Origin of the sequence: Rhizobium johnstonii 3841, assembly GCF_000009265.1 — a bacterium.
GTDB classification, from domain to species: Bacteria; Pseudomonadota; Alphaproteobacteria; order Rhizobiales; family Rhizobiaceae; genus Rhizobium; species Rhizobium acaciae.
Map to the genome: position 1 here is coordinate 2576933 of NC_008380.1, position 25571 is coordinate 2602503.

Below are 25571 nucleotides of genomic sequence, written 5' to 3' on the forward strand. Positions count from 1 at the left end.
GTGTCTCCATGAACATAGTATCGAACCGTCAGGAGCAGGCTTTCTCCAATCCACTCGCCATGCGGGCCGCCTCCAGGAATGGCAGCTGGACGAGGGAAACAAGCGGCGCCGCCCTCGGCTACGTCCAAGCCAATCTCGCCATCCTGCCGAGCGCGCTGGCGGATGATTTCCTGCGCTTTTGCGTGCGCAACCCCAAGGCATGTCCGCTTGTCGGCATATCCGAAAAAGGCTCGCCGCGCATTCCGGACCTGGGCGTCGATCTCGACATTCGGACGGATGTGCCGAGATACCGCGTCTGGGAAGATGGCGAACTGGCCGCCGAGCCAACCGACATCAGCGATCTCTGGAGCGACGACCTCGTGGTCTTCGCCATCGGCTGTTCGTTCTCGTTCGAAGAAGCGCTGATCGCAAATGGCATAGGGCTTCGCCACGTCGCCGAAGGGCACAATGTCGCCATGTACCGGACGAATATCGAATGTGTCCCGGCGGGTCCGTTCTCCGGCCCGATGGTCGTCTCCATGCGGCCGCTCGCTCCAGCCGACGCCATCCGGGCGGTCCAGATCACATCGAGAATGCCCGCAGTGCATGGCGCACCCATTCACATCGGCTTGCCCGCGTCCATCGGCATCGAGAACCTCGACCAACCGGACTACGGCGATCCGACCCGCATTATGCCTGACGAAATGCCGGTTTTCTGGGCATGTGGGGTGACGCCGCAAGCCGTCATCCAGGCCGCCCGCCCGAAATTTGCAATCACGCATGCGCCCGGCTGCATGCTGGTCACGGACAAGCCGAACGCGGCCCTCATCGCTTTCTAGGGCGTTATGCCGAAAAGTATGGGCAGTTTTCGGATAACACCATGCTCCAACTATCTAATTTAGAACAGGATTGGACAATCACGCCCCGCCAATAAGAACTGGGAAAATCGCGGGGTCATGGCAAACTCAACAACGAAAAGGGGAATGACATGACAGACAACTACGCCGTCTCAACGCGTGCCGAGCCGCGAAGCTGGTATGGTGAACTGACGCAGCCGGGGAAACGCACATTCTGGGCGTGCTTTTCCGGATACGCGCTGGATGCGTTCGATGTCCAGATCTACAGCCTCGCAATACCGGCGATCATTGCCACGCTTGCAATTTCCAACACCGATGTCGGGATCATCGCCACGGTGACGCTTCTTGCCTCCGCACTCGGCGGCTGGTTTGCCGGCATTCTCGCCGACCGCTTCGGGCGGGTGCGCACTTTGCAGATCACGGTGATCTGGTTCGCCGTATTCACCTTCCTCAGCGGCTTTGCCCAAAATTTCGAACAGCTTCTCGTATGCCGTGCGCTGATGGGGCTTGGTTTTGGTGGCGAATGGTCGGCCGGCGCGGTGCTGATGGCCGAGGTGATCGCAGCCAAGCACCGTGGGAAAGCGGTCGGCATGGTGCAGAGTGCCTGGTCTGTCGGTTGGGGTGCGGCCGTTTTGCTGTCCACCATCCTGTTCAGCCTGATGCCTCAGGAAGAGGCCTGGCGCGGGCTCTTCTGGGCTGGGCTGGCACCGGCCATTCTCGCCATCATCGTGCGGCGGTTCATTCAGGAGCCCGAGGTCTACACCGCCTCGCAGAAGAAGCTGAAAGCCTCCGGCGAGGTCGTGCGCATCACCGAAATCTTCGCACCCTCGATGCTCGGCCGGACCATGCTGCTGTCGTTGATGACCACAGGTGCGCAAGGCGGTTATTATGCAATCGCCACCTGGCTGCCGAGCTTCCTCAAGACGGAAAGGCACTTGAGCGTCATCGGCAGCGGCGGCTACCTCGCCGTCATCATCATCGGCTCGTTCTTCGGCTACGTCACTGGCGCCTATTTGTCCGACATCATCGGCCGCCGCAAGAAGTTCATGCTGTTTGCGATCGGCGCGATGGTCACTGTCGTGATCTATACCTACTTGCCGATCAACAACACGCTGATGCTGTTTCTCGGCTTTCCGTTGGGCTTCTTCGCTTCCGGCATCTTCGCGGGAATGGGCGCCTTTCTGACCGAGAATTTCCCGACCCGGACGCGTGCGGCAGGGCAGGGCTTCACCTATAATTTCGGCCGTGGCGTCGCCGCCCTCAACCCGACGCTGGTGGGCATCGCGACGGCCGCCATGCCGCTTGGCAAGGCAATCGCCATATTCGCCGTCATCGCCTACCTGCTGGTCATCGTCGCCGCTTTCATCCTGCCCGAGACCAAGGGCAAGGAACTGGCGGCCGACTGACACCCCTCCGGATTGCGGCAACGCGCTGCAATCCGCCTCTCTTCCAAATCGATGAAACAAGGACCGTGCTTTTCTGCGCGGATGGACAAGTCATGAGTGAATCACATTGGGATTTCTGGATCGATCGCGGCGGCACGTTCACCGATGTCATCGGACGCGATCCCGAAGGCAGCCTGCATGCCCGCAAAATGCTGTCCGAAAATCCCAGCGCCTATCGGGATGCGGCCGTTGCCGGCATAAGGGCGTTGATGCGTCTCAATGCGAATGAATCGATACCGGCCGGCGCCATCGGCGAGGTGCGCATGGGAACCACGGTTGCGACCAATGCCCTCCTGGAGCGCAACGGCGAGCCGACTGCCCTCATCACCACGCGCGGCTTCCGCGATGCATTGGAGATCGGCTACCAGGCGCGGCCCGATATTTTCGCCAAGCAGGTCGTCAAACCGGAACTGCTCTATGGCTTCGTCGCCGAGATCGACGAGCGCGTTCTGGCCGATGGCGAAGTCGAGAAGAAATTGAACGAAGCGGAAGTCCGCAAAGCCCTTGAAGAGATCGCCGCACGTGGCTTCAAATCCATTGCCATCGTGCTGATGCATGCTTACCGCTATCCAAGCCATGAGCAGGCGATCGCTGCCATCGCCCGCCAGATGGGCTTTCCGCAGGTTTCCGTGAGCCACGAAGTTTCGCTGCTGGTGAAGTTCGTCGGTCGCGGCGACACGACGGTCGTCGATGCCTATCTTTCGCCGATCCTGCGCCGCTACGTGGCGCAGGTGACGGAAGAACTCGATCTCGAGCGGACCGGAGCCCGGTTGACCTTCATGACCTCGTCGGGCGGATTGACTGCGGCCAGCCTGTTCCAGGGCAAGGACGCCATTTTATCCGGACCTGCGGGCGGTGTGGTCGCCCTTGCGCAGACCGGCGCGGAAGCCGGTTTTGCAAAAGTGATCGGCTTCGACATGGGCGGCACCTCCACGGATGTTGCCCATTTCGACGGAGAATATGAGCGAACGTTCGAAACCCAGGTCGCCGGCGTGCGCATGCGCGCACCGATGATGCAGATCCACACGGTCGCAGCCGGCGGCGGATCGCTCCTGCGCTATGACGGTGCGCGTTTCCGCGTTGGCCCGGAATCTGCCGGCGCCTATCCAGGCCCAAAGGGTTACCGCAGGGATGGGCCACTTGCCGTCACCGATGCCAATATCATGGTCGGCAAGCTGATACCCGACATGTTTCCGGCGATCTTCGGAGAAAGCCAGGATCAGCCTCTCGACTACGCTGCGGTCAAGACCGCCTTCGACGCACTCGCCGAGGAGATCGGCGATGGGCGCAGCGGCGAGGAGGTGGCCGACGGCTTCCTGAAGATTGCCGTCGCCAATATGGCGGAAGCCGTGAAGAAGATCTCGATCGCACGGGGATACGATGTCAGCACCTATGCCTTGAACGCCTTCGGCGGGGCGAGTGGCCAGCATGCGTGCCTGGTGGCGGATGCGCTCGGGATGACGAAAGTCCTCGTCCATCCATTCTCTGGCCTGCTGTCCGCTTATGGCATGGGGCTTGCTGACATCCATGCCATGCGCCAGGCCTCGCTCGATCTGCCTCTTCATGCCGGGAGCATCCCGGCAATCGTCACGGCAGCGCAGCCATTGTCAGAAGAGGCGTTTCGCGAGGTCCGCGAACAGGGCGTCGATGCTTCCGAGATCGCTGTTCATCTGCGACTGCATATCCGCTATGCCGGTGCCGACACCGCACTGGAAACCACCGCTGCCCGGATCACCGCGACGGAAGCCGAAATTGCTGCAAGCCATTTTGACGTCGATGCGCTGAAACAGAGCTTCGAAGCCGCGCATAAATCCCGCTTCGGCTTTGTCGACCATGACAAACCGCTGATCGTCGAGACGCTCGCCGTCGAGGCGGTTGGGGGAGGCCGGAGCGTGGAACCGGCGGCAAACGCAGTCACCAAGAATGTCCGTCTCGATCCCGCCGCCCGCACGCGCTTCTTTTCCGAGGGGCAGTGGCACGAGGCGCCGGTCTATCGCCGCGAGCAACTTTCCTCCGGAAATGTCGTCGAAGGTCCGGCCCTGCTGATCGAGCCCAACCAGACCATCGTGATCGAAGACGGTTGGACAGGCACGCTGACAGCCAAGGATCACATCGTTCTGGAACGCAAAACCGCCAGATTGCGGTCGCTAGCGCTCGGCACGGCGGCTGATCCGGTCATGCTCGAAATATTCAACAACCTCTTCATGTCCATCGCCGAGCAGATGGGCTTCACGCTTCAAAACACGGCATCGTCCGTCAACATCAAGGAGCGGCTCGACTTCTCCTGCGCGATCTTCGATCGTCATGGCGCGCTCGTCGCCAATGCCCCGCATGTCCCGGTGCATCTCGGGTCGATGGATCGCTCGGTGGAGGCGGTCATCACCGGCAATCCGGTGATCCATGCGGGCGATGTCTTCGCCGTCAACGCACCTTATAACGGCGGCACACATTTGCCCGACATCACGGTCTGCACCCCGATTTTCGACGCCGAGGGCAATGAAATATTGTTTTGGGTGGCATCCCGCGGCCATCATGCCGACATTGGCGGCATCGCGCCGGGATCGATGACGCCGAACGCCCGAACCATCGATGAAGAGGGCGTCTATATCGACAATTTCAAGCTCCTGGACCGAGGCCGTTTTCGGGAGGCTGAACTTGCCGAACTGCTGACGGGAGCGCTCCACCCGGTGCGCAATCTCGGCCAGAACATCGGGGATATCAAGGCGCAGATCGCCGCCAACCGGAAGGGCGCCGACGAACTCGGAAAGATGGTCGATCAGTTCGGCCTCGACGTCGTCGAAGCCTATATGGCCCATGTGCAGGACAATGCGGCCGAAAGTGTCCGCCGCTTGATCGCCCGCCTTGACGGTGCCGAATTCACCTATCCGATGGATCAGGGATGCGAGATTAAGGTGCGCATCAGCATCGACCGCGCGAAACGCGAAGCGACGGTCGACTTTACCGGCACATCGCAACAGCAGCCGGATAATTTCAATGCTCCTGAACCGATCACCCGCGCGGCGGTTCTTTATGTCTTCCGTGTCCTGGTGGAAGACCATATCCCGATGAATGCCGGCTGCCTGCGGCCGATCAGAATCATCGTCCCGGAAGGATCGATGCTTGCACCTCGCCGCCCGGCGGCGGTCGTTGCCGGAAACGTCGAGGTGAGCCAGGCCGTCACCAATTGTCTCTTTGGCGCGCTCGGCAAGCTGTCTTCGTCGCAAGGGACGATGAACAATCTGACCTTCGGGAATGAGGCACATCAATATTACGAAACTCTGTGCTCGGGCGCTCCGGCAGGTGAGGGGTTTTCAGGCGTTGCCGGCGTTCAGTCCCATATGACGAATTCGCGCCTGACCGATCCGGAAATCCTCGAACTGCGCTTTCCCGTTGTGCTCGAGGATTTCCACATACGCGAAGGCTCAGGGGGCAAAGGGCAGTGGAACGGCGGTGACGGCACCAGCCGCACGATCCGTTTCCGGCGCTCGATGGATTGCGCGATCCTCTCCGGGCACCGAACCGTCAGGCCGTTCGGCCTCGCCGGCGGAGAAGCGGGCGAAACCGGCAGAAACCTCGTGCGCCGCCTCAACCTGAAAATCGAAGTGCTGCCAGGCTGTGCTCAGACACGGCTTGATGAAGGCGAGGCGATCACCATCGTCACCCCGACCGGCGGCGGCTATGGGGCTCCACTCAGCGGATGAGTGGCCCGGCGCGAACGTTATGGCGACGTATATGCGCCATCGAGGATCTGCCGCGCCTCGGTCCGCGGCGCGGCCACGGAATGACGCTTGACGAGCGAGCATTCGAGCTTCGCAATGGGATAGCGCTTGCCGGGCACACTTTCCGGGTTGAGATGTTCGATCGCCCATTGCCCCATGGCAAGATGTGGAAGGACCGAAGTCGTCAGCGGGGGTACGAGATGTCGTGAAATTTCTTCGTCGTCATACCCCACCACCGACATGTCCTGGGGAATGCGAAGCCCTGCATCCTTGAGCGCTTCGTAGCACCCGATGGCAGTGCGGTCGTTCTGGCAGAAGATCGCGGTGGGCGGCTCTTTCAGGGCAAGCAGTTTCATCGTGGAGGCATAGCCGGCACTGGCCGACCAGTCGCCCTCAATGACCAACTCCGGATCGAAAGGTATATCGGCGGTCGCCAGGGCGCGGCGATATCCCGTCAGCCGATCCTGCGCAGCCTGCATCCAGATTTCGCCGGTGATCGTCGCGATACGATGGTGTCCGTGCATGATCAGATGCCGGGTGGAGCTCTGCCCTCCCGCAATCTCGCTTGGCACCACGGCGGGAAAGGCATGGTCCGCCGTATAACAGTTCAGCAGGACCGTCGGGATGTTGAGCTTGCTGACATAGGATGGAAGCTCCACCTGGCGAGTATAGATCGTCATATATATGAGCGCCGATATGCCTCCGTTCGTCAACGCCTCGATTGCCCTCGGCTCCATGACGGGGTCACTGAGCGTCTGGGTTACCAGAAGGACATTGCCGGCGTTCCAGGAGGCTTGCCGCGCGCCTTCGATCGCAACGATCGCTTCCGGGCTGGTGGCGAGTTGATCCACGGCGAAACCGATGACGTTGTCCAGTCCCGAATAAGAGGCCTTCGTCGTATAGGTCTTCTCCATGTAACCGAGCGCGCGCGCCGCCTCCAATACACGATCGCGCGTCTGCTGCGAGATGCGGGTGCCGGGCGTGTCGTTGAGGACGAAGGAGACAGCCGCCTGCGAGCAGCCAGCCGCCGCGGCGATGTCCATCATCGTCACGCGCACAGGCTTATTTTGGGTCTTGGGTTTTCGCATTCGTGGAAACTGTCTCTGCTTGATAATAGGTCAGGGTGATTGATCGTCGGCTTAGATAATTAATATTATCATTTATCTGAAAGCGCTGGCAATTGCATGAATTGTTGCAAAACTATCAGTTGTTGGTCAATGCCAGTACAAAATTGCCATCATAACCACCGCGCGATGAAATGTTTTGATCTGCATTGATAATACTATTTACTAATTAAAATTCTTGTATACCGTCAGGGAGCGATCGGAACCTATGCACTCGTCGCTTTGCGACGGCCCTGGGAGGGGGCGCATCCGGCCGGCCGTAAATCGGAAACGGGCCCGTGCAACTGCGGCCCCTCGGGAGGTGTATTATGAAACAGCTGAAACGCAATGCAGCCGTGTTCTTCGCCGGGTTGATGCTGAGCGCGGCGCCGATTGCCGTATCGCATGCTGCCGACAAACCGACACTTGCATTCGTCGTCAATGGCGCGTCCGACTTCTGGAAAGCCGCAGAGGCGGGCGTGAAGAAGGCGCAGAGCGAGATGCCAGACTACCAGATGGAGCTGAAGTACCCTGAGCAGGCATCGGTCGCCGTTCAGCAACGGCTTATGGAAGACTTGGTCAGTGCCGGCGTCAAGGGGGTCATGGTCTCCGCGGTCGATCCCAAGACCCAGACGGACGGCTTGAACAAGATCGGCTCGCAGACTGCTCTCTTCACGACCGATAGTGACGCGCCGCAGACCAACCGCGTCGCCTATATCGGCTCGTCGAATATCGACGCCGGCATGCAGGCCGCCGAAATCGCCAAGAAGGCGATGCCTGACGGCGGCAAATGCATCGGCTTCGTCGGCCTCCTGGGCGCCGACAATGCCAAGGAACGCATCCAGGGCATGAAGGACGGCCTGAAGGGCACGAAGATCGAGCTGACAGATGTACGCGGCGACGATATCGACCAGACGCGCGCAAAGAAGAACGTCGAGGACGCGCTGGTGGCCAGCCCCGATGTCACCTGCATGGTCGGCTTCTACTCCTACAATACGCCGCGCATCTATGAGGCGCTGCGCGACGCCGGCAAACTCGGCCAGATCACCGTCGTCGGCTTTGATGACGATCCGATCACGCTCGGCGGGGTAAAGGAAGGCACGATCGCAGCGACCGTCGTGCAGCAGCCGTTCGAATGGGCCTATCAGGGCATGAAGCTGATGGCGGCCTATCTCAAGGGCGACAAATCAGGCGTTCCCAGCAACGGCTTGATCATCATCCCGACGGTGATCATCGGCAAGGATGACGTTGACAAATATGCCGCCAGCCTGAAGGCCATGGCTGGAAAATAACCCTCCTTCGCGGCGGAGGCACTTGCCGCCGCCGCGAAAGACGTCTCATGCCGACAGCGTTAGCAGCCATGGACAGGCGATGAACCACAGCTCCGACATCCCGTCACCGGACGCGCTTGCAAAGCCATTCCTGTCGCTTTCCGGCGTTGGCAAGACCTATCCGGGCGTCGTTGCGCTTGAGGGCCTGTCGATCGACATCATGCCGGGAGAGGTCATCGGCCTCGTCGGCGAGAACGGGGCCGGAAAATCGACGCTGATGAAGATTCTTGGCGGCGTGATCGCACCCGACCGAGGCGCGATCTTGCTCGACGGCACTGAGCTTCGTTTCCTCACTGTTGAATCGAGCATCGCATCCGGCATCGCCTTCGTGCACCAGGAACTCAATCTCTTTGAGAATCTCGACGTTGCCGCCAATATCTTCCTTGGCCGCGAACCGCTGAAGGCGGGACCTCTCAAGCTCGTCGATCGCAATCGGCTGCGAGACATGGTGAAGCCGCTCTTGAAGCGGGTAGGGGCTCATTTTTCCGCCGACACACCCGTGGCATCGCTTTCCCTTGCCGAGCAGCAGATGGTGGAAATCGCCAAGGCGCTGTCCATCAACGCCAGGCTCGTCATCTTCGACGAACCCACGTCCAGCCTGCCGCTCGCCGAAACCGAGCGGCTCCTGAGCATTATCAAATCGCTGAAAGCCGATGGCATCAGTGTAATTTTCATCTCGCATCGCCTCCACGAGGTTGAGCGCGTCGCAGACCGGGTCGTAGTCCTGCGCGACGGCACGCTTGTGGGCACGCTCGCCAAGAAAGACATCGGCCACGACCAGATGGTCAAGCTGATGATCGGCCGCGTGCTTGCGGCCCGGACCGCAAAACCGCAGCGCTCGCCCGGCTCGGTTGCACTGAAGGCAAGCGGCGTGCGCACCGAGGCCTATCCCGGCCGTCCCGTTGATCTGGAAATCCGGTATGGAGAAATCATGGGGCTTGCAGGGCTCGTGGGGTCGGGCCGCACCGAGCTTGCAAGGGTATTCTTCGGCATCGACCGGAGCTACGGCGGGGCCATTCTGCAGGATGGGCGGCAAATTGCGGTCAGTTCTGCCCGGGACGCCGTCGCTCGTGGCATTTTCCTGGTCCCGGAGGATCGCAAGCGCAACGGCATTCTTCTTGATTTCCCGATCGCCCAGAACATAACCCTTGCCGATCTCCCCAAGCTCTCCAGCCGCTTCATGCTTTCTGCCGAGCGGGAGAGGGCGGCGGCCGAAAAGCAGCGCGTTCGCCTCGGTATCAAGGCGCCCTCCGTTTCGACACGAACCGGCACTCTGTCCGGCGGCAACCAGCAGAAGGTGGTGCTTGCCAAATGGTTGTCGATGAGCCCGAAGGTGATGATCTTCGACGAGCCGACACGCGGCATCGATATCGGCGCGAAGAACGAGATCTACGGTCTGATGCGAGCGCTTGCCGATGCCGGAGTGGCGATCCTGATGATCTCCAGCGACATGGAAGAGGTGATCGGCGTTTCTGACCGCATCGCCGTCATGCACGAGGGCCAGATCGCCGGCATATTGGAAGAGGACGAAATCAGCCAGGAAAGCGTCCTTTTGCTTGCTGTCGGCAAAAGGGTAAAATAGCGGCTGCGGCTATATATAAGTATCGGGGGATGGATCTCGAATGATCAAAAAAGATCTCGGACTGCTGCTCTTGATTGTCGTCGTCGGCATCGTCGTCGCCATCATCAATCCGCGCTTCCTGCTGCCGATCAACCTGGCCAACACCGCCAACCTGATCGGCCTGTTCGGCATCCTGTCGATCGGCCAGGCCTTTGTCATCATCACAGGTGGTATCGAGCTTTCCGTCGGCTCGCTCGTCGCGCTTCTCGGCGTGCTCTTCGTCGATTTCATCGCGGTCCAGGATATGTCCTGGATGCTGGCGCTGCCGCTCATTCTCGCGCTCGGCGCGGTCATAGGCGCCGTCCACGGCTGGCTGATCACCCGGCTCAACCTGCAGCCCTTCGTCGTCACCCTCTGCGGCCTCCTGATCTATCGTGGGGCAGCGCGCTTCTATACGGCCGACGGAACGGCGGGTTTTGCTTTCGGCCAAAATTTCCCCGACCTCGAATTCCTGACCGCCGGACGGTTTTACGGCGTTCCCAACACCTTCATCGCACTCGTCATCATTGCCGTGGTCATGTGGATCATGCTGCATCGCTCTGTTTTCGGGCGTTATCTTTACGCGATCGGGAAGAACGAGGAGGCCGCCCGCTATTCCGGTATCCGCACCGCCCGCATGGTGATGTCGGCCTATGTCATCTGCGGGCTGCTGACGGCGCTTTCGGCGATATATTTCGCCATGTACACACGCTCGATCTCGCCGGCGAGCCATGGCCAGTTCTATGAACTCTACGCGATCGCCGCTGCCGTGCTCGGCGGCTTTTCGCTTCGCGGCGGCGAGGGATCGATCGTCGGCGTCGTGCTGGGAACGGTCCTGCTCCAGGAGTTGCAGAATCTGGTGAATCTGCTTGGTATCCCTTCGTCGTTGAATTTCGCTGTCATGGGTGGCGTGATCCTCATCGGTGTCCTGATCGACCAACAATGGCACGCGATCCGCGCAAAGCGCCGCCTTGTCTCTGCTGCCCGGCAGACCGAAACCCGTCTTTCGAACGAAGGCAGTTTGCCAGCGGTTGCCAATCAGGATTAGGCCAGTGGATGGGGCCATGCGTGTCGTGACCTTGCCCCGTTGAGATAACCCGTTTTGCAAAATCAGATCGGGGCGGGTGAGGGCGCCGAGCCATCGATCTGAACAAGTTCACCGAAACAGTCGCACCGGCCCCGTGGCTGATGAAACGTCCGCCGCTGCTTGCGCGACAGCCACAGGCCCGCATCCACCATCCAGCTGCGCAACGTCTCGCGCGACACCCGCAATCCATCGCGCTCGGCAAGCTTCTCGGCCGCCAATGTCGGCCCGAAGTCCGCATAGCGTTCGCCAACCAGCGTCACGGCGTAATCCCGAACACCATCGCTGATGCGGTTGTTCGACGGTCGGCCGATCGCCTTGTGCCGGATCGACGCCGCGCCGCCAGTGCGTATCCGATCCAACAGACGACGCACCTGGCGCGTGCTCAGATCAAGCACATGCGCCGCCGACACCATCGTCATCCGGCCGGCCATCACTTTCGACAAAATCTCGATCCGCTGCAGGTCGCGCTCGCTCATCGCTATCAGTCCCATCCGCAATCTCCACCGTCATCAAACCCGGGGAGTGTGACATTCCAACTTTGCAGAAACAGGACACTTCAACTTTGCGGTGTGACTTCTAATGTAAATGCAACAAGGGCTTAAAGGCTACTACAGGGCAAGGAGATCAGCCCCCGATCCGACCGGCTGGGCCGGGTTGAAAGGGCGGAGCGGGGGCGGGTGATGACGCACCCCTTCGGCTTTAGCTTTCTCACTAGCAATTGTTCTTTTACCGCTCGATACTCGCTGGGACTTGCATGGCGCAGTTGGGGATCAAAGCCGCACGATGCTTCCGGAAATCAACCTGCAAGGTGACGTCGACATCGCCGCGCTGTCACCACTTCTTCGCGGCATGCTTCTTTCGGTTGCCTATGCTGACGGTGAGGGTGGCATAGGATTGACGGCGACCGGCGCCATGAACCGCAAGTTCGTGCATTGGGCCGCTGTGCACTTCCTCTGGCCAGGATTCACAGCCGAGGACCTCTACAGCATGAACAAGGTGCTCAATGAAAGCGACATGCCGCCGCTTTGGGTCGTGCGCGACATGGCCCGTCATCTGAAGCTTCTTCGCCGGAAAAAGGATGTGCTGCTGCCAACCAGACGCGGCCGGGAGTTTTTGGTGAACCCGCAAGCCTTCTTCGATCTGGTCGCCACGGATTATCTCTATTCCTATGTCCACGCCACCGAGCGGGAAGAGGAGGTCCGAGCGCGGTTACGCTGGTGGCGCATGTTCCTCAATCTTCTCAATATCAAGGCCAGAAAAGGTTGCACGCCAATGGACGTTGTGAAAATCCTCTATCCAGAGCTGGCGCCTTTGTCGGACACCGAAATGACCCTGGAAGCCTGGGAGTTGAAATCCGATCTTCAGTATGGCGTCTTCCAACGCTTATGCTGGCTCGGCTTGCTCTACGAGGCACGAGAGGGGCTCACTCTTCTGCAGGATGGATCCTTCCACAAGACGCTACTTTGGGCAGCTTGCCTGCAGTTGGAATCGGATACGCAAAGCGATATCGGCGTGCATTGACGATCTCTATTCTGCCGCTGGCTGCCTAATAACGCTTTCTCTCGCCGCGCAATCACCGCAGGATCATTCATAAGATCCGTCCTCCGCCCCAGCTTGCCGTCATTTGTTCACTTCACGCCTGAACACTTCAGTTGGGGTGCGGAAACCAAGGCATTTTCTCGGCGTACTGTTCAACCGATCGATCAGTGATCGTATCGATTCATCAGGAACTGACAGGACAGCAGTATCCCTCGGCAGGTAACGCCGAATCCGCCGATTCATGTTCTCAACGGAGCCTTTTTGCCAGGGCGCAGACGGATCGCAGAACCATGCATCGGTTCCCATTCCCTGCTTCAGTCGCCGCCAGGAGACGAATTCAAATCCGCGATCAAACGTCAAACTTTGCCGGGCATGCCTGGGCAGGGGGCTGAGCACGTCGATGAGCCGCTCCATGATCGGCTTGGACTGCCGGTCGTTGTTCTTGAACAGCATGGTGAACCGGCTCGTCCGCTCAACAACCGTTGCCACATTGGCATTGCCCTGAACCCTTTCGAAGATCATGAGATCGGCTTCCCAGTGACCGAATTCCTTGCGATCGTTGATGGCTTCCGGCCGATGTTTGATCGAACGCTCATCTGGAAAGACTGGATTCTGCGGCTTGCGAGCATATCGCGGCCGGCGCTTTCTCCGCCGTTCCGGGAGAAGCCGCGCGAGTTGCTGCCGTTGTCCTTCTGGTGAATAGACATACCGGTAGATCGTCTCGTGACAGACGCTTGCCTTGGCCGCTGGTTCGATCTTCAGTCGTCCAGCAATCTGTTCCGGCGACCAGCCGGATTCCAACTTTCCGATCACTTCGTTCCGCAGATCCTCGCGACGAAAGAGCTTGCCGATCCGCCGGCGCCTGTCGCGCGCCATGTCGTTGGCGGTCATCGCCCAGTAGCCCTCGGCATCGGGGAATTCCTGATCGTGCCAGTAGTTGCGTTTTATCTCCCGGGAGATGGTCGCACGGTCCCGGCCGAGGCGTCTGGCGATCTCAGACTGGCTAAACTTCTGATCCAACATCCTGGAAATCGATCGGCGTTCGTCAAAACTCAAATGCGAAAAGGTACGGATCAAACCATGGCTCCCGAAAAGCAGGCAGCTTAGCGCCTTTGTTGCAGTTCGAGATAGAATGTACCCAAGATAGATGCGGCTATCGCATAAGATAGATTATGGAACTATAGGATGCCGTTTGATTACAACGGCATACCTGCGTCAGCCATCTTATAGCCCACTCTCTTAAAATCGCCCCACTCGAATTTGCGCCTGGACGATCCAGCATATCGACGAGTTCGCGTGCGGACGTGCCTCGTTGAGCGGCTGATTCCAGCCAACAGATTCATTTAGAAACCAGCGTCTCGATTGACGGTATTCGATGGAAAGCTCGCACGTGGGCTCGCCGTTGCTATTCCTCAAGTGTCGGGATGACTTTCGGTGGTCTTTGCAGCTCCGAGGCGGCGGCGGTTGCCGCTGCATCGGCGGGACCGCCGGAAACATGAACGGTCGGCGTTGCAAACTGGATGCCTTTTTCCGCGAATGTCTTCTTGAGCATGGCAAGGGCCTTTCGGCGAACGCCGAACTGTTCGCCGGGTTTCGTCATGAACTTCAGCCGTATCTGCACACCATAATCCGCCATCTGCTCGATACCCTGCATTTTCAAGGGCTCGATGATGTTAGGCCCGAGTTCGGCATCCTCCAGAAGCTCAACGCCGATGCGTTTGATGGTCTTGCGTACCTCCTCAAGGTCACTGTCATAATTCAGGGTGAGCGTGATGATGTCGATGACCCAGTCACGGCTGAGGTTTTGCACCGCGCCGAGTTCGCCGAAGGGAACGATCGTGACCGGGCCGCGGTGATGCCGCAAGCGGATCGATCGCAGCGAAAAACCTTCAACCGTGCCTTTATATTTCGCCGCCTGGATGTATTCGCCGATGCGAAATGCATCGTCGAACAGATAAAAGACGCCAGAGATGATGTCCTTGACGAGTGTTTGGGCACCGAAGCCGACGGCTATGCCGACGACACCGGCGCCCGCCAGCAGCGGTCCGATCTGAATGCCAACGGCGTCCAGGATCATCAGGAAGCCGACGGCTCCGATCGCCAGAAACAGCACATTGCGAAGAATGGGAAGGAGGGTATTCAACCGCTGACGCCGGCGCGCGTCGGGTCCGTCCTGATGCCCCGCCTGCGCACTTCGCGACGCCACCGCCATCTGACTGTCGATCAACGTGCTAGCGAGCTTCCAGATAACGTCGGTCACCAGCAGCACGATAACAATGCGGATTCCTGCGCGGATCAAACGCGTGGTCACCGTTTCGGCTGCGGCGAGATCACTCAGATTGACATTCCACGAGCGGGCAATGAGCAGCGCAGCGACCACGATGAGGCCGTTCCGCAGCGTTTGCATGATGACAACAGACCATCCGACGATGGCCGGATCTTCGACAGCCTGCCCCTCCCCGGATTGAACAATGCGACGAATGATATCACGAGCCACCGAAACGGTAAGCGGCAGAAGCGTGATGACGATCACTGTCCAGAATGCCCCGTGGAGCCCGGACACCCATAACAGCCACGATACAATGATGCTCGCGCTGAAACCGACACAGACCAGCCGGCTCACCGGCGGCCCGTCGGAACGAAAGTGCCGCAGCCAGATCATAACGATCAAAGCGATTGAAACGACACCAAGCCATGCTGCGGTAAAGAGGTCGACCAAGATGGGTGAAGCTCGGATCGTCCCGATCACTTCAATGGTGGCCCAGCCAGCCGCCAGCACTGCGACGATTGCGAGGAGCCAGTAGTACCAGAACCAGGCAAGCGAGGTGACAAGCGTCAGAAGCCGCATATGCGGCAGGCGGGCGCCTGGCGCGATGACAATGCGGCCCACAAGCACGCCAAGGCGCACCATGAGCGCGGCTGATAGCAGAATGAGGGCGATATCGCGAAACACGGCAGGCCATGGAAAGAGGATAAACGCGCCGAGGCTTCCGATCAGGTAACCGACCAAGGCGAGAAGACCCATTGAAAGCCGGGCGGCGTGGAGCTTGATGCGCTGCCGGACGGTGTCGGCAGGCGCGTTCAGCACAAAATGGAGCAGCCCTCGCCCTGACCACCAGGCAAGGCGTTGCGCAACGAACCCGCCTGCGACGAAGAGTATGACCGCCAAGATCAGGCCGAGAGGCTCGATACGATCATCCGTTTGGAAGACCCGGATCGCCGACTGTATCTGCCCTGGGAGGGTCGGAACGGCATCGACGAGTGTGAGCAACCTCTGGCGCAAATCCTGTAGTGACGTGGCAATCGACGTCGGTGCCGCCTCTTGCGAGACTGCCACTGTCTGCGTCGGTTCCTGATTACCCGGAACGATCCGATTGACCAGCGCTCGTCCGGAATCATCATTCGGCAATTCGATAATAACCCGGATCGGTGCCGAGGAATTGGTCGGCTCAGCCGCCGATCCGGGGTTTGCGCTCGCGAGTAGAAGCGTTGAAAATACCAGCATCAGGAATGCGCACACTCTGCGGCGGGGATGACGGTCGTCGATGATGCGCATATAGCCGTGGTCCCCGCGACGTTGTCGTCGCTTTTGCCTGGTTGGTCGAAACTTCGGACTTTGTGCAGCGTTGCACGACCAACGTCAATCGACCAACCCGTCTGGCAAGGGCTAGGCGGTATTAAGACCGCAAGCTTCTGAAGGCCTCCCGGATCTCTTGACTGAAGAGTTCTGGCTCCTCCCAGGCAGCGAAGTGACCGCCCTTGGAAGCGCGATTGTAGTAGATGAGCTTCGGATAGGCCTTCGACAGCCAGTGCTTTGGCGGCTTGTAGACCTCGCCGGGAAACACCGTGACGGCGACCGGGACTTTGACGGTTGTGAGCTTGGCGCCCGACATGACGTTTTCCCAATAGATGCGACCGCTGGAAGGGCCGGTGTTCGTCAGCCAATACAGCGTGATGTTGTCGAGGATGGCATCCTTGCCAAGGGCCTGTTCGGGATCGCCGCGTGTATACACCCAGTCGGCTATCTTGTCGTAAAGCCAGGCGGCGAGGCCGACCGGAGAATCCGCAATGCCGTAGCCGACCGTCTCCGGCCGCGTGCTCATGATCGCTGCATAGCCGAAGCCATTGTTGAGGAAGTCCCGGGCCTCGTCGAAGACGACCTTCTCATCCTGAGACAAGCTGTCGGGAGCCGGCCCTCCATTTTTGAGAGCCTGGGCTGCGTCCGATGGAAACGTCGTGGCACGCTCGACCCGGTTGACGTGGATCGCGAGCAGCCCGTCGGGTGCCTGGCGGCCCAAGGCGTCGCTGATGATCGCGCCCCAGTCGCCGCCTTGCGAGACATAGCGGTCATAATGCAGTCGCTTCATCAGCACGTCCCAGGCGGCCGCTATCCGCTGGGGGTTCCAACCCGTCGCAGGAGGTTTTCCGGAGAAGCCGAATCCTGGAATCGATGGGATCACCAGATGGAAGGCATCATCAGCCGTGCCGCCATGCGCCGTCGGATCGGTGAGCGGCCCGATGACGTCAAGCAGCTCGAAGACCGAACCTGGCCAGCCGTGGGTCATGATCAACGGCAGCGCGTTTTCATGACGGGAACGGACATGGATGAAATGGATGTCCAGTCCATCAACGGTGGTGAGAAACTGCGGAAAACTGTTCAGCTTGCTCTCTGCCTTCCGCCAGTCGTAGGACGACTGCCAGTAGCGAACCAGCTCCTTCAGCCTGTCGGGCTGGACGCCCTGCGAACGATCCATGACGGTTTCGCCGTCGGGCCACCGGGTCTCTGCAAGACGCCGCCTAAGATCTGCGAGCGCCGCCTCGGAGACCTCAACCCTGAACGGTCGGATCTCCTCGGACGCGGGGCCGACAACATCAGCGGCGTCGGACGCGCGCGGAAGGAGAACGGCGGTTATGCCGGCCGCGGCAAAGCCTGACAGCAGCGAGCGGCGCGATATGTCGCGGTGTTTCAAAACGTTCAGCATTGCCATGATGCCGTGTCCTTTCGTGATGTCGGGGAGAGGAAAAGATGCCCTGCCCGCTTCAATGCCGAAAATGTCAGGCCGCGTCCGCGCCGGAACGAAAGATCAGAAACTTGTTGCCTTCGGGATCGCGAAAATAGGCGCAGTAAGGACCCGTGCCGTTCTCGCCACGCGGACCAGGAGCCCCTTCGTCCGAGCCACCCGCCGCCAATGCAGTTGCATGGGCTTCGTCGACCTTTGAACGGGACGGCGCTTCGAAAGCAATCATTCCACCGTTGCCGACGGTGGCAGGGCGGCCATCGAACGGCTTGATGATGCCGAATTCGAGCGTGCGATGACCGTAGTAGATGGCTCGGTTGGGCTGGACGAGGACTCGTCCGATCCCGAACACGGCCAGAAGCTTGTCGTAGAATACCGAGGCGGCATCCAGATCGTTCGTGCCGACAGTGGCGTGGCCCGGGAGGCCGCGGGCCTTGTCGGGGGCGGCCGCAACCTGTCTGCTTTGGGTAATGTCACTCATATCAGTTCTTCCTTATATTGTCGCGGCCGACGCTCTGCCGTCCGCAAGCCAACGCCAACGAGCTGTCTCAAATCGGCGGCTGGTGGATATTTGGGCGGGTCGACGGACGGCCGGCACCTCGGGAAAGTGAGAGGCACCCTCTCGTTCAGATGTCAGCCTTGGGCAGCGGGTTGCTGCGCTGCCGCCGTGGAGAGGGTGCCTCTCACTTTCTCCGGCTACCGCGGGCTGACGCCGTGCTCAATTATTTGTGGAGACAGCCGGCTTTTGGGCTTTGGCTGACCGCCGTTCAGAAAGGACATCCTATGTCTAAGGACAAAACCGTAAATGCTGCATCAGTCGCAGCAACTCCGTCTTCCCACACGGCTGAAGCCTTCGCTTCCGCTTCCGGAGAAGCCGCGCAAGACGCCGTCGACTTCATCGAGATCGACGACCTCCTGACCCTGAGGAGGAAGGTTGTCCGCGCCCCCGCTCCAAAAGGCACCGTGCTTTTCCTGCATGGATTTCCGGAAACGCTGACGGTGTGGAAGGATATTGCGACAACGCTTGCTGCCGACTACGACGTCCACGCCTTCGATTGGCCGGGCTACGGGCAATCGTCGCGCCCGGCCTTCGAGCGGTTTTCCTACGCGCCGAAGGCGTACGCCCAGGTGTTGAAGGCCTATATCGAACGGGCAGGCATCGACCGGTCGAAGCTCGTGATCTATGCGACTGACATCGGTGCCCTCCCCGTCCTGCTGCTTGCTCTCGACGAGCCAACGATCGCCAGGCAGATCATCGTCGGAGACTTCGCGCCGTTCGACCGGCCGCAACACATGTGGGAGAATCTGCAGAACCTCAAAGCCGAGCCGACCGCTTCGCCGACCCGGGTCTACATGAACAAGACGAGCGACGAGATCCTTGAGAACGTGCACAGGCGCGGCCTCTCACCCGCGGAACAATTCGATCTGCCGGCTGACGTCCAGCAGGACATGACCCGTTCGTGGAGCCTTGACGGGATGACTTCAGCGGATGCCTTCGCCCATTACTATGCGAATTTCACCCGTGATCAGCATTATCTCGAGGCCAACCTCACCCGGCTGAAGACGCCCGTGAAGGTGATCTGGGGCGAGAAAGACATCTACATCGCAAGCGAGATGGGCATCGAGTTCGCCGGCAAGATCGGTGCAAAAGTCGACGTCCTGCCCGACATCGGTCATTTTCCACACCTTCAGAAACCGGAACAAACGGTTGAAGAAGTAGGCGCATCATTCAGATAACACTTGATTATCTTAGCGGAAATTCCGAAGCTGCGGCAGTGCCCAGTCGACGAAAGCGCGTACTTTCAACGCGAGAAGCCCCTGTCGCGCGTAGACGATATGAATGGGCTGGGGTGGGCCGTCGAAATCGCGGAGGATGGGAACGAGCGCGCCAGACGCCAGCTCGTCGGGAATCTGATAGTCGAACAGCCGCGCGATCCCCGCCCCGCCGACCGCCGCCGCAACACAGTTTGCCGCGGTATTCACTTCCAGCCGGTTGCGGGGCACCGCTTCCATCGGTGTACCATCGACGTCGAATGTCCAGAAGAATGTTCGCTTGTTGAAGATGATCCCGTCGCGATCGATGAGGTCGCTGGGACGCTCCGGCATGCCATGCCGCTTGAGATAGGCAGGGCTCGCGCAGGTCAGTAGGCGGAATTCCCCGACCTTGGCGGCATGGAGGGCGTTGTCGGCAAGGTCGCCGAGACGGATCGCGATATCCACCTGCTCGGACACGAGATCGACCGTGCGGTCGAGCGACAGAAGGTTCAGCGACACCTCCGGGTATTTGTCCATGAAACTCAGCGCAATGGGCAGCACGTATCGGCTCCCGTATTCGATCGGCATCGTGATCGTCAGCACGCCTCTGGGCGTCTGGTATTCCCCCGACGCTCTTCGTTCGGCCTCATCGAGATCCGCCATGATCTTTCGAGCGGCGTCGACATAGTCGCGCCCGGCATCGGTGAGCTGCAGATTTCGGCTGGTGCGGACGATGAGGTTTGCCCCAAGCTGCCGCTCAAGTTCGGCCACCTTGCGGCTGACGCTGGGCAACGGCGCGTTGAGCTTCCTGCTGCCGGCCGAGATGCTCCCGGCGTCGACGACCGCCAGCAATATGCGCATGGCTTCGAGACGATCCATCGGACACCGCCAATACCACTTGTGTGCAACCCAGCGTAAGACCAGGCTTTAAACATGATGCCGAAAAGTGTGCGCGTCTTTCGGACGACATCATGCTCTAACTCTTAGATTTAGAACAGGATTCAAATTTTCGGCCGACCGCGCCTAAAATTGTCCTGTTCTAGTCAAGCAGCTTGCGTATGGCCATGATCCCCTTTGCAGCATCCGACCAGGATTGACGCCAGATCAAAATGCCGACGCTGAGGATGGTCGCAACAGCGAAGGGGATTGGCCCGAGAAACCAGAAGGCGGCTGCGAAGGTGAAGTAATAAGACCGGACGCCGACACTGAACGATCGAAGCGCAGGGTTCAAAACCAGGGTCAGGGCGTTCGTCCAGCTGGCGATGTCCCTCTCCTCATCGCGGGATGGGCTCGCCCCGATGGCCGCCAGGCAGTAGTTGATCTGCCGGACCGCCCAGATGAAATCGGATAGGCCCCGCAGCAGCGTCGCCATGATCAGCAGGACCTTGCATTGGAAAAACCACGCCGGGTCCTGGGCCGCAAACATCGCGATCAGGCCACCACCCGATCCATAGTTCGGTTCCATGAACAGCGCGCCGCTGAGCCCGACGATGACGATAAGATTGGCGGAGCCGAAGAAGGACGCCGAATTGATCGTGTGCCCAAGGATCGCGGCATCGCCGATGAAGTTGTTGTCTCGCGTCAGCACCTCCCGCATCCAGGCGGCGCGAATGCGCACCATGTCAACGGAAAGGCTGTCGTTCTTCCTCGGCCACCCCGCTGCCATCAAAGGCTCGACGGCCACCCAGACGAGAAGGAAGAAAACGATCGCCGCGATGTTCACAAAATCCATGGTGCCCCCGAACCGAATGTGGATTTTTTCTGAACAGTACTTCGAGCTAACCGCAGCTCCAAGCGACTATCGCCGCCTTACCCTTCAGATCGACACGCCGATGTTCGCGCGTCATGGTCCATCGCTGACTGCCGCGAGGTAACGGGACATCGTCGAAGCCCGAAGCCGAATGTGCTCGATCGCCTGCTGCGGCGTCACGGCCAGGAAACCGACATGGTCGCGTGGGCGTAGCTGGACGAAGGCGTCCAGATCCGAATCCACCACCGTGGCGATCTTGGGATATCCTCCGGTCGTCTGGTGGTCGGCCAGCAGAATGGTGGGAACACCGTCTCCGGCGACCTGCACCGAGCCCCGCACGATCGCTTCCGACGGCATGTCCAGCGCGACGCTTGGCGCAAGCGACGGACCTTGGAGGCGTACTCCCATGCGGTCATAGGCGTCGCTCAGGCGGAAAGGCGATGAGAGGAAATTCGACAAGGTTTCTTTCGAGAAGAACCGATCCTGTGGACCGACCACCACACGCAGCTCGGATCGCGGCCTTGCTATGACCGGACATATGATCGGACCATGTCGACCGTCTCGCACTTCCGGATCGGTGACGGTGATGGTCTGTCCGGCTGCAAGACGCCCGCCGCCGAGGCCGGAGAGACTGTGCGTCGACATGCTGCCCAGCCAGGTCTTCGCCTCGATATGACCGGCGAAGGCCAGATACGTCCAGCTTCCCCAGTGTCCCGGACGAATTGCCAGCCGCTCGCCGGCCCTCAAGGTGGCGACCATCCATGCGCCGCGCTTGTCGCCGGCATGTTCTACGATGAAGCCTCCTCCGGCGACGGCGAACGTAACCTCTCCCGACATGCAGTCGAGAACCAGGCCGCCCATGGAGACTTCGATTGCGGGCTGATCGGCAGGGTTGCCGATGGCGGCGTTGGCGGCTGCAAACGAGGTCCTGTCCATCGGACCGGAGGCCGGAACGCCATAACGCATCAATCCGTGACGTCCTCCATCCTGGACCGCGACGTGAGGACCCGCGAAGTTGATTGCAAGGACGGCTTCGCTCATGCGAGGCACCTCGCGTCGAATTCGGCCCTCGATATGCGGCGAAAACGCACCGCATCGCCGACGTCGAAAAGGAACGGACGTTCGTCGGAAGCGGCGTCGAGGATCTTCGTTGGCGAGCGGCCGATAATCCACCAGCCGGTCGGCATGGTGAGCGTGCTCACCAGGCATTGCGGACCAGCGATCAGCACGCTTCCGGCGGCTATGCCGCGAATGGGCACCGGCTTCCTTGGCTGCTGAATGGCTTCGGGCACGCCTGCAAGGTAGGCATATCCGGGAGCGAAGCCGTACATGAAGACGCTGTAGTCACCGGATAGATGGGCGGATATAACATCTTCCGGCAATAATCCGCTTGCCTCGGCGACAGCGGCAAGATCGGGCGCAAATTCAGGATCGTAGCAGACTTCGACTTCGCGCATCGCTCCGATCGCCTCTGGAACCTCAGCCGTCAGACGCTCGGCAATGGCCGCCTCCGTCGTCCGGTGATCGGCCACGAGCGGATCGAAGCATACGAGAATGCTGGAATAGGCCGGAACGGCTTCGACGAATCCTTCAAAGGGTGCCACCTTCAAGGCGGCATCCAGCTTGACGACCTGATCGTGGATCCGTTTATCGATGGTCGCGCCGAATTCGACGAGCACGGCGTGCCCGCCCACCGGGCGGTAGGTCGGAACGCTGCCGGACGATGCGGACGGGTCCTGTGACACGTCAGTCGGTGCTTTCGATCAGAATGAAATCCGCATCCGCTGCCCGCGTGCAGGTCCCGTAGGCTTCCGGATCGGTGACGGAAGCCTGGGCGATAAGATTGCCTTTGGCCATCACCTGTTTTCCTTTGTCGGTTGAAGGAATGGACCCACCTCGATGCCTGCCTTTAGCAGTTCCTGGCGCACGTGGACGGCCATGGCGAGCGCTCCTGGGCTGTCCCCGTGAACGCAGATCGAGTGCGCATCGAGAGGGATCGGAACGCCGTCGACCGTCGGCATAAGGCCGCTGGACAGGTACCCGATCAATCTAGATGCCGCCTCCGCGGGGTCATGGATCATCGCTCCCGGCAAGGTACGCGGAACGAGCCGACCCGTGGAGAGGTAGCCGCGGTCAGCAAAAATCTCGCTGAAGACGGTCATCCCGGCATCGCGGGCCGCATGCTCCAGCTCTGTCCCGGAGATCGCCAGTATGGCAAGTTCCGGCGAGACCGCTCGGGTTGCGCGGATAATGGCGTCGGCGACCGGCCGTTCGTCGGCCGCCCAGTTGGCGAGTGCGCCGTGCGGTTTGATGTAACGGATGCGGGCGCCTGCCAGAGCCGCAGCTCCCATCAGCGCCCCTGTCTGTGTCGCCACAAGCTGCTCCACTTCCCGGATGCTCAAGGGGATCAGACGCCGCCCGAAGCCCTCGCGATCTGCAAAGCCCGGATGGGCTCCGGCGACGACACCCCGTTCGCTTGCGAGCGTGAGCGTCTCGACCATCGTCGCTGGATCTCCGGCGTGCCCGCCACATGCGATGTTCGCACTGGTGACAACGTCAAGGATCGCCTTGTCGTCGCCCATGCGCCAGGGTCCAAACGCCTCCCCCAGATCAGAATTGAGATCGATTTTCGTCATGATTTCCGTCAACCCCTCGCGCCGGTCTTGTCAGCTTCGTCGCATTCTGGAACGTCGAAGCCGAGGTGGAGCACATCTTCGCCGTACGCGTCAAGAAAACGACGCTGCTGGCTGCGCGCAACGAGCGTGTGTGGTGGTCGCAGGCCCGCGGATTGTCTCGCAGTTGCGTCTGATGGAAACGCGGCTAAGATCGAGGGTGAAATGGTCGACCGCCCTGTCATTGATCGAGCGCGTCGTATTCTTTCAAGAACCGGGGGGCGTAGCCACCTGGCAGCATTGGCGTGCAGACCGGGGATGCGGAATGAGTCTTGTCAACAGAGCTTTGGGAACGTCCGAATTTTCCTTCACCGAAGAGCCCGGCATTTTCACCTGGGACTTGGCGACCGACAAGGTTTATGCGGATTCGGCGCTGGCAAACCTCTTTGGGCTTGATCCCGAAGAGACTCTCACGGGGCTGCCGGTCATAAGATACCTCGACCGGATTCATCCGGACGACAAGCCATCCGTGGCCAAAGCGATTTCAGAATCGGTGATCACAGGAAATCCGTATCGCTGTGATTATCGGGTATTTGATCGAAGCGGGCAAATAGTCGCCGTTGCGGCCTTGGGCCGCTGCTTCAGGGATGAAGCCGGAAACCCGTCGCAATATGCGGGCATCGTATTCCCGACGAATGATCCCGTCCAAAAGGACGAATTGTCCGCTCACTGCAATGCGGCACTGAAAATTGCGCGATCATCCGGTCTGCTGACGACGGCCGATGCGCTTGAAGCGATCGTCAAGGAGCTTGCCAAGCCGATGCCTTCAGACGTCGCGCAGGTTCATTGATTCCTTCCAAAGCGTTGGTTGCGGCATCAGACTTTCGGTGATGGCGATATTGCTGCTATCGGCGACGCGACGCGCGCACTCTGAATTAAAGCATGTCGCGCAAAAGTGTGCCGCGGTTTTGCGACAACGACATGCGTAAAAACAAAGATCTAAAGCGCGAGGAGCGAATCTGAAAGATCGCGACGCGCTTTAGTGACAAAGGAGAGTGGGCATTTCGAGGTGGGTCAACAGTGACAGTGTCACCCCTCCCAAGAGGAATTCGCGTAGTCTCGAATGGCCGAATGCGCCGGCGACGAGCAAATCTGCCTTGCGTTCCAGGGCGGCAGCTTGAATGACGCTGGCTGGCGAGTCTTCCTGCGCTTGCACGGCTGCGATATCGACGGCAAGACCAGCCTCTCGGAGCGCGGTCACAAGGCGGTCTCGCGGGCGCTCGTCAATCTGCTTATCATCGGTGACGGAAATCAGGACGACACGCGAGACCTGTTCCAGCAACAATCTGGCGCCTGTCAGTGCCCGCGCGACAGTGGCTCCTCCATCCCAGGCGACGGCAACAGCCTCAATCCGGCCGCAGAAACTATCCGGGGGAAAAGCAGGAGCGGTCTACCGCTTTCAAACAGCACGCTCTCGATCAGCGGCCTCATCAGCTCAGATGCTTTCAAAATGGAAAGATCATATGCGCGTGAAAGTTCGGCAAGAGTTTGTGCGACAAACGGCTCCCTCGCAGGTTCGATCCTGACCAGCGGTATACTTGTCGTCAAACCGGCCTTTTGGTGAAGGGAGACAGCGACAGCATTCTGAAGGAGCGAAAAGGAGCTTGGGTCTGGATAGGTGGCCAGCGGCAAATGGAATTACGCTTTCACGGCTGATGTCCTCCGAATGATTGGAAGTATCACAGCGTAGAGGTGTCTCCCACGCTTTGACGAAGA

Annotated in this window: 19 protein-coding genes and 2 pseudogenes; 9 read left to right on the forward strand and 12 right to left on the reverse strand. The window is 60.0% G+C overall.

The window, feature by feature from the left end; translation table 11 throughout:
- Nucleotides 1-59 precede the first annotated feature (59 nt).
- The 3 genes from RL_RS12605 to RL_RS12615 all read left to right on the forward strand — a co-directional run bounded on the left by RL_RS12605 (nucleotide 60) and on the right by RL_RS12615 (nucleotide 5982).
- Nucleotides 60-818, forward strand: coding sequence for a putative hydro-lyase (locus RL_RS12605; protein WP_244432377.1), 759 nt, complete (start codon nucleotides 60-62; stop codon nucleotides 816-818).
- Between the two features lie 149 nt (nucleotides 819-967).
- Complete coding sequence (locus tag RL_RS12610; protein WP_011652012.1) at nucleotides 968-2242, forward strand: MFS transporter; 1275 nt, start codon at nucleotides 968-970, stop codon at nucleotides 2240-2242.
- A 92-nt stretch (nucleotides 2243-2334) separates the two neighbouring features.
- On the forward strand, nucleotides 2335-5982 hold the full coding sequence (locus tag RL_RS12615) for a hydantoinase B/oxoprolinase family protein (RefSeq protein ID WP_011652013.1): 3648 nt from the start codon (nucleotides 2335-2337) through the stop codon (nucleotides 5980-5982).
- A 17-nt stretch (nucleotides 5983-5999) separates the two neighbouring features.
- Here the strand turns inward: RL_RS12615 and RL_RS12620 are convergent, their stop codons facing one another.
- Nucleotides 6000-7088, reverse strand: coding sequence for a LacI family DNA-binding transcriptional regulator (locus RL_RS12620; protein WP_028744415.1), 1089 nt, complete (start codon nucleotides 7086-7088; stop codon nucleotides 6000-6002).
- 344 nt (nucleotides 7089-7432) lie between these two features.
- Between RL_RS12620 and RL_RS12625 the strand changes: the two genes are divergently transcribed.
- From RL_RS12625 to RL_RS12635, 3 genes are all read left to right on the forward strand, one after another.
- Nucleotides 7433-8395: a sugar-binding protein gene (locus RL_RS12625; RefSeq protein ID WP_011652015.1), complete on the forward strand. Its 963-nt coding sequence runs from the start codon at nucleotides 7433-7435 to the stop codon at nucleotides 8393-8395.
- Between the two features lie 79 nt (nucleotides 8396-8474).
- On the forward strand, nucleotides 8475-10016 hold the full coding sequence (locus tag RL_RS12630) for a sugar ABC transporter ATP-binding protein (protein WP_011652016.1): 1542 nt from the start codon (nucleotides 8475-8477) through the stop codon (nucleotides 10014-10016).
- Between the two features lie 40 nt (nucleotides 10017-10056).
- On the forward strand, nucleotides 10057-11082 hold the full coding sequence (locus RL_RS12635) for an ABC transporter permease (protein ID WP_011652017.1): 1026 nt from the start codon (nucleotides 10057-10059) through the stop codon (nucleotides 11080-11082).
- 86 nt (nucleotides 11083-11168) lie between these two features.
- Here RL_RS12635 and RL_RS12640 read toward each other — a convergent pair.
- Nucleotides 11169-11612 (reverse strand): annotated as a pseudogene (locus RL_RS12640) (helix-turn-helix domain-containing protein); the annotation flags it as partial.
- A 292-nt stretch (nucleotides 11613-11904) separates the two neighbouring features.
- Here RL_RS12640 and RL_RS12645 point away from each other — a divergent pair.
- Nucleotides 11905-12642, forward strand: a complete 738-nt coding sequence (locus RL_RS12645) for a hypothetical protein (RefSeq protein ID WP_041936326.1) — start codon at nucleotides 11905-11907, stop codon at nucleotides 12640-12642.
- A 99-nt stretch (nucleotides 12643-12741) separates the two neighbouring features.
- Here the strand turns inward: RL_RS12645 and RL_RS12650 are convergent, their stop codons facing one another.
- The 4 genes from RL_RS12650 to RL_RS12665 form a co-directional block, all read right to left on the reverse strand.
- Nucleotides 12742-13737 (reverse strand): IS30 family transposase, encoded by a 996-nt coding sequence (locus RL_RS12650; RefSeq protein ID WP_041936327.1) that lies wholly within the window; start codon nucleotides 13735-13737, stop codon nucleotides 12742-12744.
- A 328-nt stretch (nucleotides 13738-14065) separates the two neighbouring features.
- The gene (locus RL_RS12655; RefSeq protein WP_011652020.1) at nucleotides 14066-16216 is read right to left on the reverse strand and encodes a mechanosensitive ion channel family protein; all 2151 of its coding nucleotides are present in this window, start codon (nucleotides 16214-16216) and stop codon (nucleotides 14066-14068) included.
- Between the two features lie 121 nt (nucleotides 16217-16337).
- The gene (locus RL_RS12660) at nucleotides 16338-17648 is read right to left on the reverse strand and encodes an epoxide hydrolase family protein (RefSeq protein WP_011652021.1); all 1311 of its coding nucleotides are present in this window, start codon (nucleotides 17646-17648) and stop codon (nucleotides 16338-16340) included.
- 67 nt (nucleotides 17649-17715) lie between these two features.
- Nucleotides 17716-18159: a VOC family protein gene (locus RL_RS12665; RefSeq protein WP_011652022.1), complete on the reverse strand. Its 444-nt coding sequence runs from the start codon at nucleotides 18157-18159 to the stop codon at nucleotides 17716-17718.
- A 302-nt stretch (nucleotides 18160-18461) separates the two neighbouring features.
- Here RL_RS12665 and RL_RS12670 point away from each other — a divergent pair, with 302 nt between their 5' ends.
- Nucleotides 18462-19415, forward strand: a complete 954-nt coding sequence (locus tag RL_RS12670) for an alpha/beta fold hydrolase (RefSeq protein WP_011652023.1) — start codon at nucleotides 18462-18464, stop codon at nucleotides 19413-19415.
- 12 nt (nucleotides 19416-19427) lie between these two features.
- On the opposite strand, the gene RL_RS12675 is transcribed toward RL_RS12670, so the two are convergent.
- From RL_RS12675 to pxpA, 5 genes are all read right to left on the reverse strand, one after another.
- On the reverse strand, nucleotides 19428-20312 hold the full coding sequence (locus RL_RS12675; RefSeq protein WP_011652024.1) for a LysR family transcriptional regulator: 885 nt from the start codon (nucleotides 20310-20312) through the stop codon (nucleotides 19428-19430).
- 160 nt (nucleotides 20313-20472) lie between these two features.
- Nucleotides 20473-21165, reverse strand: coding sequence for a DUF599 domain-containing protein (locus RL_RS12680; protein ID WP_028741341.1), 693 nt, complete (start codon nucleotides 21163-21165; stop codon nucleotides 20473-20475).
- 111 nt (nucleotides 21166-21276) lie between these two features.
- Complete coding sequence (locus tag RL_RS12685; protein ID WP_011652026.1) at nucleotides 21277-22233, reverse strand: biotin-dependent carboxyltransferase family protein; 957 nt, start codon at nucleotides 22231-22233, stop codon at nucleotides 21277-21279.
- The gene (locus RL_RS12690; RefSeq protein ID WP_011652027.1) at nucleotides 22221-22928 is read right to left on the reverse strand and encodes a 5-oxoprolinase subunit B family protein; all 708 of its coding nucleotides are present in this window, start codon (nucleotides 22926-22928) and stop codon (nucleotides 22221-22223) included. Before RL_RS12690 ends, RL_RS12685 begins: the two co-directional genes overlap by 13 nt.
- 111 nt (nucleotides 22929-23039) lie before the next feature.
- Complete coding sequence (gene pxpA / locus RL_RS12695; RefSeq protein ID WP_011652028.1) at nucleotides 23040-23819, reverse strand: LamB/YcsF family protein; 780 nt, start codon at nucleotides 23817-23819, stop codon at nucleotides 23040-23042.
- 301 nt (nucleotides 23820-24120) lie between these two features.
- On the opposite strand from pxpA, the gene RL_RS12700 reads away from it, so the two are divergent.
- Nucleotides 24121-24645, forward strand: coding sequence for a PAS domain-containing protein (locus RL_RS12700; protein ID WP_011652029.1), 525 nt, complete (start codon nucleotides 24121-24123; stop codon nucleotides 24643-24645).
- Nucleotides 24646-24834: 189 nt separating this feature from the next.
- Here RL_RS12700 and RL_RS37530 read toward each other — a convergent pair.
- Nucleotides 24835-25487 (reverse strand): annotated as a pseudogene (locus RL_RS37530) (universal stress protein).
- Nucleotides 25488-25571: the final 84 nt, after the last annotated feature.